At 71.2% G+C, this 13,453-nt stretch carries 10 protein-coding genes; 4 read left to right on the plus strand and 6 right to left on the minus strand.

The window, feature by feature from the left end:
* Both ACWKZU_RS16095 and ACWKZU_RS16100 read left to right on the plus strand, forming a co-directional pair.
* Nucleotides 1-729 (plus strand): 2-oxo acid dehydrogenase subunit E2 (locus ACWKZU_RS16095; RefSeq protein ID WP_449283347.1); only part of this gene is annotated, 729 nt, incomplete at its 5' end.
* Between the two features lie 35 nt (nt 730-764).
* Nucleotides 765-1,382 (plus strand): FMN-dependent NADH-azoreductase, encoded by a 618-nt coding sequence (locus tag ACWKZU_RS16100; RefSeq protein ID WP_449283348.1) that lies wholly within the window; start codon nt 765-767, stop codon nt 1,380-1,382.
* Nucleotides 1,383-1,389: 7 nt separating this feature from the next.
* Here the strand turns inward: ACWKZU_RS16100 and ACWKZU_RS16105 are convergent, their stop codons facing one another.
* On the minus strand, nt 1,390-2,145 hold the full coding sequence (locus ACWKZU_RS16105; RefSeq protein WP_449283349.1) for a TetR/AcrR family transcriptional regulator: 756 nt from the start codon (nt 2,143-2,145) through the stop codon (nt 1,390-1,392).
* A gap of 113 nt (nt 2,146-2,258) precedes the next feature.
* Between ACWKZU_RS16105 and ACWKZU_RS16110 the strand changes: the two genes are divergently transcribed.
* Together ACWKZU_RS16110 and ACWKZU_RS16115 are read left to right on the plus strand one after the other, a co-directional pair.
* On the plus strand, nt 2,259-5,102 hold the full coding sequence (locus ACWKZU_RS16110) for an MMPL family transporter (RefSeq protein WP_449283350.1): 2,844 nt from the start codon (nt 2,259-2,261) through the stop codon (nt 5,100-5,102).
* Nucleotides 5,099-7,228, plus strand: coding sequence for a YhgE/Pip family protein (locus ACWKZU_RS16115; RefSeq protein WP_449283351.1), 2,130 nt, complete (start codon nt 5,099-5,101; stop codon nt 7,226-7,228). The genes ACWKZU_RS16110 and ACWKZU_RS16115 overlap by 4 nt, the downstream gene beginning before the upstream one ends.
* Nucleotides 7,229-7,496: 268 nt before the next feature.
* Here ACWKZU_RS16115 and kduI read toward each other — a convergent pair whose 3' ends face one another.
* The 5 genes from kduI to ACWKZU_RS16140 all read right to left on the minus strand — a co-directional run bounded on the left by kduI (nt 7,497) and on the right by ACWKZU_RS16140 (nt 13,431).
* Nucleotides 7,497-8,321, minus strand: a complete 825-nt coding sequence (kduI, locus tag ACWKZU_RS16120; protein ID WP_449283352.1) for a 5-dehydro-4-deoxy-D-glucuronate isomerase — start codon at nt 8,319-8,321, stop codon at nt 7,497-7,499.
* 29 nt (nt 8,322-8,350) lie between these two features.
* Nucleotides 8,351-9,322: a 2-hydroxyacid dehydrogenase gene (locus tag ACWKZU_RS16125; RefSeq protein ID WP_449283353.1), complete on the minus strand. Its 972-nt coding sequence runs from the start codon at nt 9,320-9,322 to the stop codon at nt 8,351-8,353.
* Nucleotides 9,323-9,409: 87 nt separating this feature from the next.
* On the minus strand, nt 9,410-10,513 hold the full coding sequence (locus tag ACWKZU_RS16130; RefSeq protein ID WP_449283354.1) for an extracellular solute-binding protein: 1,104 nt from the start codon (nt 10,511-10,513) through the stop codon (nt 9,410-9,412).
* 63 nt (nt 10,514-10,576) lie between these two features.
* Nucleotides 10,577-11,683 carry an ABC transporter ATP-binding protein gene (locus ACWKZU_RS16135; RefSeq protein WP_449283355.1) on the minus strand — a complete coding sequence of 369 codons (1,107 nt, stop codon included), beginning with the start codon at nt 11,681-11,683 and terminating at the stop codon, nt 10,577-10,579.
* Between the two features lie 8 nt (nt 11,684-11,691).
* Nucleotides 11,692-13,431 (minus strand): ABC transporter permease, encoded by a 1,740-nt coding sequence (locus tag ACWKZU_RS16140; protein ID WP_449283356.1) that lies wholly within the window; start codon nt 13,429-13,431, stop codon nt 11,692-11,694.
* Nucleotides 13,432-13,453: the final 22 nt, after the last annotated feature.

Genomic DNA, 13,453 nt, shown 5'->3' on the forward strand with positions numbered 1-13,453 from the left:
GCCCCGGCCCCGGCGCCGGTGCCGCGCCCGACGGTCGGAAGCGCCTCCGGATACACCGACGTGCCGCACACCGGCATGCGCCGCGCCATCGCGCGCCGGCTCACCGAGAGCAAGAGCACGGTGCCGCACTTCTACCTCGTCGCCGACTGCCGCATGGACGCGCTGCTCGACCTGCGGAAGCAGATCAACGCCCTGGAGAACACGCGCGTCTCGGTCAACGACTTCGTGGTGAAGGCGGTCGCGGCCGCGCTGCAGGACGTGCCCGGGGCCAACGCGATCTGGATGGACGAGGCCACGCGCCGCTTCGACTCGGTCGACATCGCGGTCGCCGTCTCCGTGCCCGAGGGCCTGCTCACGCCGGTGGTGCGCGGGGTCGAGAAGCTCTCGCTCGGGGCGCTCAGCCGCGAGATCCGCGACTACGCCGAGCGGGCGCGTGCGGGCAGGCTCAAGCAGCACGAGCTCGAGGGCGGATCGTTCTCGGTCTCCAACCTCGGCATGTACGGCACGAGCGAGTTCTCGGCGATCCTCAACCCCCCGCAGGCCGGCATCCTCGCGGTCGGCGCGGCGGAGCAGCGCCCGGTCGTGCAGGAGGACGGCGCCCTGGGCGTCGCGACCCTGATGACGGCGACCCTCTCGGCCGATCACCGCGTGCTCGACGGCGCGCTCGCCGCCGAGTGGCTCGCGGCGTTCAAGAAGCGCATCGAGTCGCCGATGAGCCTGCTCGTCTGAGCCCCGGTTCCTCAACGATCCGTAAGATCTCCGATATGCCCACACTGCTGAAGATCGATTCGTCCGCCGACGGGATGAGATCCCGCACCCGCCGTCTCACCGAGGAGTTCGCGCGCGCCTGGAGCGCTCGCGGCGAGGACTACACGGTGGTCTCGCGCGACCTCCATCTCGACCCGCTGCCGCGTCTGCAGTCCAGCGACCAGCACTGGCCCGAGCGCCTGCGGCGCGGGTCGGGCGTCGACGCCGAGCTCGACCGGCTGCAGGAGGCCGTCATCGACGAGCTGCTCGCGGCCGATGCCGTGGTGGTCGGGGCGCCGATGTACAACTACGCCGTTCCCGCCGCGCTGAAGGCGTGGATCGACCTGGTGCACGTGCCGGGTCTCACCGTGCCGTTCGACCTGCCCACCCAGCCGCTCGCCGGCAGGCCGTTCGTCGTCGCCGGCGCGCGGGGCGGGACCGATGAGGACGGGGCGTTCCAGCACCTCCTCGCCCCGCTGGGGCTCGTGTTCGGCAGCGGGTTCGGCATGGAGGTCCAGGTGGTCACGACGAGCCGCACGCTCGCGGACCGAGTGCCCGAGCTCGACGCGGAGCTGGCCGCGGGCGAACTCATCCGTGCGATCGAGGCGTCGCGGGAACTGGGAGCGCGGGTGTAGCGGTCGCTCAGGCGAGCCGGAGGCCCGGAGGCGGGACGAGGTCCGGGCCCGGCGCCGCGTCGGAGCCGGGGCGGTCGCCCTCCGCGGCCGCCGCCGCGCCGGTCTCCTCGGCGCCGGTCTCCTCGGCGCCGGTCTCCTCGGTGAGGGCGAAGAGCAGCTCGGCGAGGCGGTCGCCGAGCTCGTCGAAGGCGCCGTTCGCCTCCGGGCCCGCGAGCGCCGCGGTGCGCAGCGCGCGCTCGTAGACGCCGCTGAGCACGGGCATCGCCCGCTCCACGGGGATCACGAAGCGGCGACCGGCGGCCGCGATCACCCGCTCGACGACGCCCGCGATGCTGGCGTAGAAGCGGTCCATGAACTCGTGGTGGCCCGGCGCGATCGAGGGGTCGCGCATGGCGAGCAGCAGGAACTCGGCCTCGAGCACGAACCAGGCCGTCGCGTCGCTCGCCGGGGCGAAGAACTCCACGATGTAGCGCGCCGCCTCCGCGGGCGAGATGCAGCCGCTGCGCTCGCGCAGGCCGGGCTCCAGTTCCCGGGCCTTCTCCGCGAGATCCTCCGCGCGGCGCTCGAACTCCCGCTCCAGCAGTGCCAGGAAGAGCTGCTCCTTGCTCGAGAAGTTCGAGTAGAAGGCGCCTCGGGTGAACCCGGCCCGCGCGCACACGGCCTCGACGGAGGCGCCCTGCAGCCCCTCCTCGGCGAAGACCTCGATGGCGGCGTCGAGCAGTCGGGTGCGGGTCTCCTGGCGTCTGGCACTGGGAGTCGACATGCCACCCATCTTCGCACGTTCAGCCCGCTCGAAGCCTGCGCGGATACATTGGTGTATCGAAACCGATGCATCCGTGTATCGAGTGCGACCCCCTCCGCGACCGAAAGGCCTGCATGTCCACGCTGCTCTATGCCCTCGGCCGGTGGGCGATCCGCGCGAAGACCCTCGTCCTCATCCTCTGGATCGCGGTGCTCGCGCTGCTCGGCGCCGGTGCGGGCCTCTTCGGGCAGGGCGCCAACGCCCCCATCACCATTCCCGGCACCGAGTCGCAGCAGGCGATCACGGAACTCGGGCGCACCTTCCCCGAGGTCAGCGGCACCAGCGCGACGATCATCGTCGTCGCGGCCGATGGCGAGCGCGTCGACGAGGCGCCCTACGAGCAGATCATCACCGATGCCGCCGCGGAGCTGGAGGACGTCCTCGACGTCACGGCGGTGCAGACCCCGTTCTCGGAGCAGGGCGGCGGCGGGCTCGCCGAGGACGGCAGCGCCGCCCTCATCACCGTGCAGATCGAGGGCGACATGAGCACGGTGCCGGACGAGACGGTCGAGGGGGTCGAGCAGGCCACCGAGCAGATCCGGGATCGCCTGCCGCAGGGCGCCGAGACGTCGTACGGCGGCGAGATGTTCTCGGCCTCGGTGCCGGGCATCAGCCCGACCGAGGCGGTCGGCGTGCTGGTCGCGTTCGTGGTGCTGATCCTCACCCTCGGATCGCTCGTCGCGGCCGGCATGCCCCTGCTCATCGCGATCCTCGGCGTCGGCGTCTCGATCGCGGGGCTCTTCCTGGTCACCGCCTTCGCCGACCTCACCTCGACCACGCCCATGCTCGCGCTCATGCTCGGCCTGGCCGTGGGCATCGACTACACCCTGTTCATCGTGAGCCGGCACCAGGAGCAGCTGCGCGCCGGCCTCGGCGTCGAGGAGTCGATCGCGCGCGCCACGGCCACCAGCGGCTCCGCGGTGGTGTTCGCCGGGCTCACGGTGATCATCGCGCTCGTGGGCCTCGCGGTCGCCGGGATCCCGTTCCTCACCGCGCTGGGCGTGGCCGCCGCGGCGGCGGTCGCGGTGGCGGTGCTCATCGCGGTCACGCTCACCCCCGCCGTCATGGCGATGGCGGGACCTCGGATCCTGCCGAAGAAGCAGCGGCGCGCCCTGGTGCACGAGGAACGAGTCGCAGGATCCGGTGGAGCGGATCCCGCGACTCGCGAGCTCGCGCAGGATGACAGAGGCGTGGAAGCCGCGCAGCATGCCGGGGAAACCGCCGCCCACGCCCCGTCCCGCGCCGACCGCTTCTTCGCCGGGTGGGTGCGTGCGGTGACGCGGCGCCCCGTCATCACGATCGCGGCGGTGCTCGTCGCCCTCGGCCTCGCCGCCGTGCCCGCGCTCGATCTGCGCCTCGCGCTCCCCAACGCGACCTCGCTGCCCGCCGACGATCCCGCCCGCGTCACCTACGAGCTCACGGGCGAGCACTTCGGCGAGGGCCACAACGGCCCGCTGCTGCTCACCGGCTCGATCATCACGAGCGACGATCCGCTGGGTCTCATGGTGGATCTGAAACGCGAGGTCGAGCAGGTGCCGGGCGTCGCCGAGGTGCCCCTCGCGACTCCGAACCGGGGCGCCGACACCGGCATCATCCAGGTGGTGCCCGAGGAGGGCCCCCACGCCGAGAGCACCACGGAGCTCGTGCACGCCCTGCGCGACCTGCACGACGAGTGGCAGCAGGAGTACGGCGTGAGCCTCGCGGTGACGGGCTTCACCGCGGTCGGCATCGACGTCTCCGAGATGCTCATGCAGGCGCTACTGCCCTTCGGCATCCTCGTGGTCGGGCTCTCGCTGATCCTGCTCGCCATGGTCTTCCGCTCGGTCTGGGTGCCCATCAAGGCCACGCTCGGCTACCTGCTCTCGGTGGGCGCCGCGTTCGGCGCGGTCGTGGCGGTGTTCCAGTGGGGCTGGTTCGCGGATCTGCTGCACGTGAGCGCCACCGGCCCCGTCCTGAGCTTCATGCCGATCATCCTCATGGGCGTGCTCTTCGGCCTGGCGATGGACTACGAGGTGTTCCTCGTCTCGCGCATCCGCGAGGAGTACGTGCACGGCGCGAAGGCGCGCGACGCGATCCGGCACGGCTTCGTCGGCAGCGCGAAGGTGGTGACGGCCGCCGCGCTCATCATGTTCGCGGTGTTCGCGGCGTTCGTGCCCGAGGGCGACCCGTCGATCAAGGTGATCGCGCTGGGTCTCGCGGTCGGTGTGTTCGTCGACGCCTTCGTCGTGCGCATGACGCTGGTGCCCGCCGTGCTCGCGCTGCTCGGCGATCGCGCCTGGTGGATGCCGCGGTGGCTCTCGAAGCTGCTGCCCGCCTTCGACGTGGAGGGCGAGGGCCTCGCCCGCGAGATCGCCCACGCCGAGTGGCCCGCCGACTTGCCGGAGGCGGCGATCGCCGCGGATCGCCTGCGGCTTCCCGGCCACCCGCGGACGGTTCGGCTGCGGGTCGCCCCGGGCGAGGTGCTGCTGCTCGACCCGCGCGATCCCGCCTCGCTGCCGCTCGCCGAGAGCCTCACGGGGCGCGGCCCGGTCGTCGCCGGCACCGTGAAGGTCGACGGGCTGCTGCTGCCGGAGCGGGCCGCCTCGCTGCGCGCGCGCTCGGCCTGGGCCGGCCCCGAATCGCTGCGGGAGGCGCTGCGGGACCGTCCCGCGGTGCTGCTGCTCGACCTGCGCAGTGCGGCCGGGCGGCCCATGGCCCTCGACCGCGTCGACGACCTGCGATCCGCCCTCGCCGCGGCGACCGTCGAGACGAGCCGGGGATCGGCGCCGGAGCTGACGATCGTGGTGCTCGGCGGACGCGAGCTCGCCGAGCACCTGCTGCCCGGCGGCACGCGATTCGTCGATCCCGGCGTCGATGCGGCCGGCGTCGATGCCGATCCCGCCGATCCCGCGCAGACCCTGGAAGGAGCCGCCCGATGAGCCTGCCGCTCGCACGACGCACGGGGAGCAAGCCCGTGCACTGGACCACGATCCTCGGTCTGATCCTCGTTCCGCTCACGGTGGCGGGGGTGCTGCTCTGGGGGCTCTGGAATCCGACGGAGCGGCTCGACAGCGTCACCGCGGCCGTCGTCAACCTCGACGAGCCGGTCGAGGTCGACGGCCAGACGGTGCCGCTCGGACGCGTGCTCGCGGGCGAGCTGATCGGGTCGGCGGAGAGCCCCGCGGACGAGGCCGCGGACGGCTCGGGATCCGACGCCCCCACCAACTTCACCTGGGTGCTCACAGACGAGGACGATGCGGAGGCGGGCCTCGACGACGGCCGCTACGCCACGGTCGTCACGATCCCCGAGAACTTCTCGGCCGCCGCCACCTCGCTCTCGGACGGGCCCGACGGCGCGGAGACGGCGTACATCGACGTCGCGGAGAGCGACCGCGGGCGGCTCATCGACACGGCGCTCTCCAGCATCGTCACCCAGACCGCCACCGGCGTGCTCAACCAGCAGCTCGGCGCGCAGTTCGTGGGCAGCGTGTTCGTGGGGATGAGCGAGCTCCACAGCGGACTCGGCGAGGCGGCGGACGGCGCCTCGCAGCTCGCCGACGGAGGTGCGCAGCTGGCCGACGGCGCGACCCAGCTGGCCGACGGCACGCAGCAGCTCTCGGACGGCACGCAGCAGCTCGCGACGGGAGCCGGCGAGCTGTCGACCGGTGCGGCGCAGCTCGCCGGCGGTGCCACGGAGCTCTCGACGGGCGTCTCGGCCTACGTCGGCGGAGCGCAGACGCTCTCCGATTCCTACACTCAGCTCGGCGCGGGTGCGACGGCGGCCGTGAGCCAGTTGCAGACGATGATCGGGGCGCTGGGGCAGCTGGCGGTGGACTCCGCCGGGCCGCAGGAGCAGCTCGCGGGTGGGATGGGGGCGGCCGGTGCCGCGGTGGCCCAGTTCGCGGGTGACGGCACCCCCGAGAACTCGGGCCGACTCGGCGCGCTCTACGGCGAGTGCCGCGCCTCGGGAGCGTCGCAGGAGTTCTGCGACACGATGCTCGCGGAGGTCGGCGGCTTCGCGCAGACGGTCGGCGGGGGTCTCCAGCAGGCCGGCGAGGGTGCGACCGGCCTGCAGGCCGCGCAGGAGACGTTCCAGGCGACGATCGCGGATCCGAACGCCCCGGCCGACCCGGGCGGCGACCCGATCGCGCAGCTCGACGAGCTGGTCGCGGGGCTCGGCGCCTTCGGTACCGGTCTGAGCGACTACGCGGCGCAGGGTGCGGCGCTCGCCGACGGGGCGGCCCAGTTCGCGGGCGGCACCGCCGGGCTCGCCGACGGCGTGTCCCAGTTCGCCACCGGCACCGCCGAGCTGGCGGCGGGCACCCCCGAGCTCGCGGACGGCGCCTCGCAGCTCGCCGACGGCGTCGGCCAGTCGGCGGAGGGCGCGGGCGATCTCGCCACGGGCCTCGGCGAGGCCGTGAGCGGGATCCCGAACTACAGCGAGGCCGAGCGCGAGAAGGTCGCCGAGACGGCCGTGACCCCGGTCGAGGCCCGCGGCGGCAGCGACGAGCTGTTCAACGCCTCCGGGGTGCCGCTGTTCGCGGGCATCGCGTTGTGGGCGGGCGCGCTCGCCTCGTTCCTGGTGCTCGCGCCGCTGTGGCGCCGCACCCGCGAGGCGGCGCGGGGCGTGGGGTGGATCGCGCTGCGCAGCGCGGCGCCGGCCGTCGGGATGGGCGCGGCGCAGGGCGCGATCGCGGGCATCGCCCTGCCGATCGCGCTCGGCTACGACCTGGGGCGGGGCGCCGCGTTCTTCGGCTTGGCGGTGCTGGCCGGGATCGCCTTCGCGCTCGTGGTGCAGGGGCTCTCGGCGCTGCTCGGCGGTCTCGGGCGCTTCATCGCCTTCGTGCTGCTGGTGATCGCGTTCGCGGTGGGGATCGTGTCGACGGTGCCGGATGCGCTCGCGGCCGCGGGTGACGCGAGTCCGCTCGGCTCGGCGCTCGCGGGGTTCCAGGCCATCGCGACGGGATCCTCCGGGGCCGGAGTCGCCGCGGTGCTGCTCGTGCTCTGGGGCCTCGGCGGGCTCGCGCTCACCGCGTTCGCGGTCGCGAGGGCGCGGAAGGCTTAGGGAAAACGGGTTTCGGGCTGAGAGCGAAACGCGCCGGCGTTTCGCCGCCCGGGACCCTGCGGCTGCTGCCGCAGGCGTTTTCCGCCTTCCGCGCCGGCGCCACCGCGTCGGGGAGGCTGAGGGAGAACGGGCTTCGGACTCGGAGCGAACTGCGTCGGCCTGCCGCCGCCAGGGACCCCCCGAACACGGCAGGTGCCCCGCCTGCAGCCGCAGGCGGGGCACCTCGATGGATCGGGACCGGTGCACCGCGCGGATCCGCGGCCCCGGCTCAGATCTGCGGGACGGCGATGTGATCCATGTCGGCGAAGGACTGGTTCTCACCCGCCATGACCCACAGGAACGAGTAGTTGGTCGTGCCGGCGCCGAAGTGCATCGACCATGCGGGGGAGATGACGGCGTCGCCGTTGCGCAGCACGACGTGGCGGGTGCGGCCGGGGCGCCCCAGGAAGTGGAACACCCGCTCGTCCTCGTCGAGGTCGAAGTAGACGTAGACCTCGGTGCGGCGGTCGTGGGTGTGGGGCGGCATGCTGTTCCACACGTTGCCCGGCTTGGGTGCGGTGATCCCGAGCACCAGCTGGCTGCTGCGCACCCCGTCCTCGTGGATGTGCTTGCGCACCACGCGCAGATTCGCGTGCTCCTCCTCGCCGGTCTCGGTGGTGAGGGCCTCGGCGGCGGGCACGAGGGTCGTAGGGTGATCCTCGTGCGAGATCGCGGAGGAGAGGAAGAACCGCGTGTCCGCGGTGTCGGCCTCGAAGGAGATCTCCCGCGCGCCGCGACCGATGTAGAGCGCGTCGAGGCGCGCGAGCGGGTAGCGGGTGCCGTCGACCACGACGGTGCCGCTGCCGCTCAGCCCCGTGACGGCGAGCTCGCGTCGCTGGCAGAAGTAGTCGGCCCGCAGATCGGGGTCGTTCTCCAGCGCGAGTGCTGTGCCCGGGGTCGGCTGCGCACCGCCGAGCACCATCCGATCCTCGTGGCTGTACACGACGTTGACGAGCCCCGGAGCGAAGAGATCGCCGATCACGAAGCGCTCGCGCAGCTCCTCATCGCTCATGTGTGCGAGCTCGTCCGGGTGGGTGGCGTGACGGATGTCCATGGATTCCTTCTGCTTCGATTCGGGGAGGGTCAGTGGTCGATGCTGCGGACGACGTTCTTCGGCGCGCCCTCGGCGAAGGCGACGATGTTGCGCCCGGCGATCGCGAACACCTCGTCGGCCTCGTCGGTGTGGAAGCCGATGTGCGGGGTCAGCACGAGGTTGGGGTGTTCGAGCGGCAGCGATCCCAGCTCTGGCGGCTCACTCTCGAAGACGTCGAGGCCGACGCCGAAGATGCGGTTCTCGCGGAGCAGACCGAACAGCGCCTCCCGGTCGACGATCTCGTCGCGCGCGGTGTTGACGAGGATCGCCGACGGCTTCAGCGAGCCGAGCAACTCGGCCGAGACGATGCCCTCGGTCTCCGGCGTGTGGGTGAGGTGCAGCGAGACCACGTCGCTGATCCGGAAGAGCTCGTCGAGCTCGATGCGGCGCCCGGGCAGTTCGCGCTCGACCTCGGGGCGCACGGTGCGGTTCCAGTACACGACGTCCATGCCGAGCGCGGCTCCGATGCGGATGGCCTCGCGCCCGATGGCGCCGGTCCCGACCACGCCCAGGGTGCGGTCCCGCAGCTTCACCCCCTGGTGCTTCGCCCACTCGCCGGCGCGCACGATGCCGTCGCCCTCGGTGATGCGGCGGGCCACTGCGAAGACGAGTGCGAAGGCGTGCTCGGCGACGCTGCGGCTGGCGAAGTCGGGAACATTGGTGACGGTGATCCCCAGCCGCTCGGCCTCGGCGACGTCCACGAAGCGGTGCGCGCCGGTTCCCACGAAGCTGACGAGCCGGAGGCCCGGCACGGACGCGAGGAAGCCCTCGGGAAGGGGACCCTGATCGCCGATGATGTAGAGGGCGTCGTAGCCCTGCGCGCGGGCGATCGTCGCTTCGGCGTCGGCGAAACGCTCCTCGAACCAGTCGAGCTGATGGCCGGCCGCGCGCAGCGGCTCGATGACGTCGCGCCGCACGATGTCGGCGTACTGCGGTTCCCCGTCGATGCACACGATCTTCACGATGGGATCCTTTCTGAGAGGTGGTGCGGGGGCCCGAGGCGCTGGGCCGGTCGTCTCCGGCCCCCGCGGTTCATGATGCCTGCGCGGTTACTGCGCCACCCAGCGGTTGAACTGGTCGGTCAGCTCGGCGTTGTGCTCCTTGTAGTAGGCGGCGTCGAGCGCGATCGCATTGGTGACGTTGTCGCCGACGGGGAGGAAGGGCTGGATGTCCTCGGGGAAGTCGCTCACCGCGACGCCGGTGCTGGCCGCCGGGATGGGAGTGGGCACGCGGGAGGCGAAGGCGATCTGGCCCGCGGTGTTCTCGACGACGCTCTTCAGCAGGTGCTGTGCCGCCTCGGCGTTCGGCGCATCGGCGGGAATCGCCCAGACGCTGTTCGCGTAGCCGGCCTGATCCCAGCCCACCGAGATCGGGAAGTCGTTCTGGCTCGCGGTGAAAGCACGGTTCGCCCACACGATGCCGAGGTCGCAGGAGCCGTTCTCGAAGCTCTCGATCGACTGCGCGCCGCTCGACCACCAGGTGACGCTGTCCTTGATGGTGTCGAGCTTCGCGAAGGCGCGCTCCGTGTCGAGCGGGTACAGCTCGTCGGGGGCGACGCCATCGGCCAGCAGCGCCGACTCCAGCGTCCAGCCGTACTGCGGGTTGTTGAACAGGCAGCGCTTGCCCTCGAACTTGGCGGTGTCGTAGAGATCCTCCCAGGTCTCCGGGTGTTCACCGTCCTCGGGCCACTTCTCCGAGTTCCAGGCGAGCACCATGCCGAAGGTGCCGACCTCGATGCCGGTGGACGAGTACGTGCCCTCGACGAGCTGGTCGACGGGCACGATGTCCGTGTCGATCTCGGCGAGATACCCCTGATCCGCGGCCTCCTGCGCGTCGCTCACCGAGGGCAGGAAGACGAGGCTCCAGTCGACGGCGCCGTTCTGCGCTGCGGCGAAGAACTTGGTGGAGGCCTCGTTGTAGTCGTCGGTGACGGTGACGCCGGTCTCCTCGGTGAAGTCGGCGAAGAGCGTGTCGTTCAGGCCCTCCCAGACGTCTCCGCCGCTGGTGTCGTAGAAGAGGATGTCGCCGGAGAGGGCTGCGTCGCCTTCAGCGGCGGGAGCATCGCCGCCGGAACCGCTGCAGCTGGTGAGTGCGAGGGCACCCGTGAGGGCGAGCGCGCCGAGAGAGAGGGCGCGGGTCGGGGTCGATTTCATATGCGTGTCCTTCCTTGGATGCATGGTGGGGGATACTGCGGGTGGGAGGTATCGAAGCAGGAGTCAGACGGTCGCCAGCAGCACGGCGCTGTTCGCCCGGATGCTCATGACGGTGGTGGAACCGGTCTCGGGGATGGGCAGGGCGCTGTCGAGGTCGACGACGTAGTGGCCCGCGTCGTCGGCGAGCCGCACGCGGATGGTCTGACCGAAGAAGCGGGCATCGGTGACGGTGACACGGGCGACCGCTTCGAACCCGGTCGGCACCGCCTCGATGCTCGGACTCAGGCGGATCTGCTCGGGTCGCGCGCTGATGGTGCACGCTGCGCCGGGCTGCAACGCGGATCCGGCGGCGGTGAGCGTGAACTCGCCGACGCGCACCGTGCTGCCGGACGGCTCGCAGGAGAGCACCTCGGCGCCGAAGCTGTTGGTCTCGCCGAGGAAGTTCGCCACGAAACCGCTGTTGGGCGAGCTGTAGACGTCCCGCGGCGCGCCGACCTGGCGGATGAAACCGGCCTCCATCACGCCCATTCGGTCCGAGAGGATGTAGGCCTCTTCCTGATCATGGGTCACGTAGATAGCCGTGGTCTCAGATTCCTGCTGGATCCGGCGGATCTCTGAACCGAGATCCTGCCGGAGGCGGCGGTCGAGTGCGCCGAGCGGTTCGTCGAGCAGGAGCACCCGGGGGCGCTGGGCGAGTGCGCGTCCGAGCGCGACGCGCTGCTGCTGCCCGCCGGAGAGCTGAGCCGGGTGGCGGTCGCGCAGCGGCCCCAGTTCGGTGAGCTCCAGGATCTCATCGATGCGTCGGGTCAGGGCGGCTCCCCGCACCTTGCGGATCTTCAGGCCGAAGGCGATGTTCTGCGCAACGGTGAGATGCGGGAAGAGCGCGTAGTTCTGGAAGACGAAGCCGATGTCGCGCTGCTGCGTCGGCAGCCGGGTGACATCGCTGCCGTCGATCGCCACCGTTCCGGAGGTGAAATCGATCAGCCCCGCGATGATGCGCAGCAGTGTCGTCTTTCCTGAGCCGGAGGGGCCGAGCAGCGTGAAGAACTCGCCCGCGTGCACGGTGAGGTCGGTCTCGTGCAGCACCCGGTTGCCGTGGAAATCGCAGCTGACCTGGTCGACGACGACCTCGCCGCGCTTGCCGCCCGCGGTGTCTGGAGTGGGGGACATGCCGGTCCTCATTTCTTGTCTGCCTGCGCCGCGGTGCGCCGCGACTGGGTGATGCGTTGGATGACGATGACGGCGATCACCGCGAGGGTGAGCAGCGCCGCGATGGCCGGGACAGTGGGCACGATGCCGCTCTCCAGGTACTGATAGATCGTGACCGGCAGCGTTTTCACCGGGCCGGTCTGCAGGAAGAGCGCGAGCACGACCTCGTCCCAGGACGTGACGAACGCGAGTCCGAATGCCGAGAGGATCGCCGGGATCATGCCGCGCACGGTGACCTTCCAGAAAGCCGAGATGCGCGAGGCGCCCATCGTCCAAGCGGCCGTCTCGAGGTCGAGACCCCGTGAGGCGAGCGAGGTGTTCAGAATCGCGAAGGAGAGGGGGAACGCGATGAGGGTGTGCGCGAAGACGAGGCCGGGGATGGTGCCGGCGAGCTTCAGGCGCAGCTCGACGGCGTAGATGCCGATCGCCAGCAGGATCGCCGGGGTGATGAGCGGCGCGAAGGCGAGCCCCGAGATCAGGAGCTTCGTGCGTTCGGACTTGGCGGTCTGCACCACGCGAGCGAGGTACAGCGCCAGGGCGGTGGAGGCCAGTCCGGTGAGGGTCGCGACGAGCAGGCTGCGCACGATCGGATCGAGCCATGTGGTGGTGGTGAGCACCTGTCCGTACCAGTCGAGGGTGAACCCGCGCGGTGGGAAGACGACGGTCTGCGTCTCGCCGACGGAGAGCGGGAAGACGATGAGGACCGGGAGCAGCAGCACCGCGAGCGAGACGAGGGTGATCGCACCGGTCACGACGGTGCCGACCGACCAGGTGAACCGCTGCTCGGCGCTCACGCCCTTGGCCTGCGCGCCCATCCCGGGGGCCTGGAAGCCGCCGCCGATGCGCAGCACCGCGATGTAGAGGACGAGCGTGGCGATGAGCAGCACGACGCCCAGGGCGGAGGCGATGCCCCATTGGAAGAGGTCGATCTGCTGCTGGATGTAGACGGCGATCGTCTGCTCCTGGGGGCCGCCGAGGATCGCCGGCACGATGAAGAAGCTCAGCGCGAGGATGAAGCACAGCAGCACGCCGCTGAGGATCGAGGTGCGCACGAGCGGCAGGAACACCCTCACGAAGATCTGCATGCCGGAGGCGCCGAGGGTACGGGCCGCGAGCACCACGTTGTGATCGATGCCGGTCATGCCGGAGTACAGGATCAGGATCATGTACGGGAGGAGGTACATCACGGTGCCCACCAGCGTGCCGCCCTGGGTGTAGAGCAGCGAGAAGCGCTCGCCGCCGAGGGCCTGGCTGGCCTGACTGATCAGACCGTTCGGGCTGAGGATCGAGGTGACCGCGAAGAGCCGCACGACGATCGAGACCTGGAACGGGATGAGGATCAGGAGCAGCACGGCGCCGGCGAGGCGCGCCGGCAGCCGGGAGATGAAGTAGGCGGTCGGGAAGCCGAGCAGCAGGGCGAGAGCCGTGGAGTTGACGGCCAGCACGACGGTGCGCCACTCGACCAGGTGCAGGTACTCGTCCTGCAGGATCGCGAGGTAGCTGTCGAGGGTGAACCGGGGGGCGCCCCAGTCCATCACCCCGTCGACGCTGATGCTGCGCAGCACGACGTCGAGCAGCGGCCAGAAGAAGAAGATCACGAAGAAGCCCGCCGCCGCAAGGGCGAGCGCGATCTTGGGAAGGCGGGTGAGGTCGAACGGCGACCGCTTCGGCGGTCGCACGGTCGGTATCCCGGTGGTGCTCAAGGTCATCGTCGATCCTCGGTGCGTCGGA

It is taken from the genome of Leucobacter sp. (genome assembly GCF_053528595.1).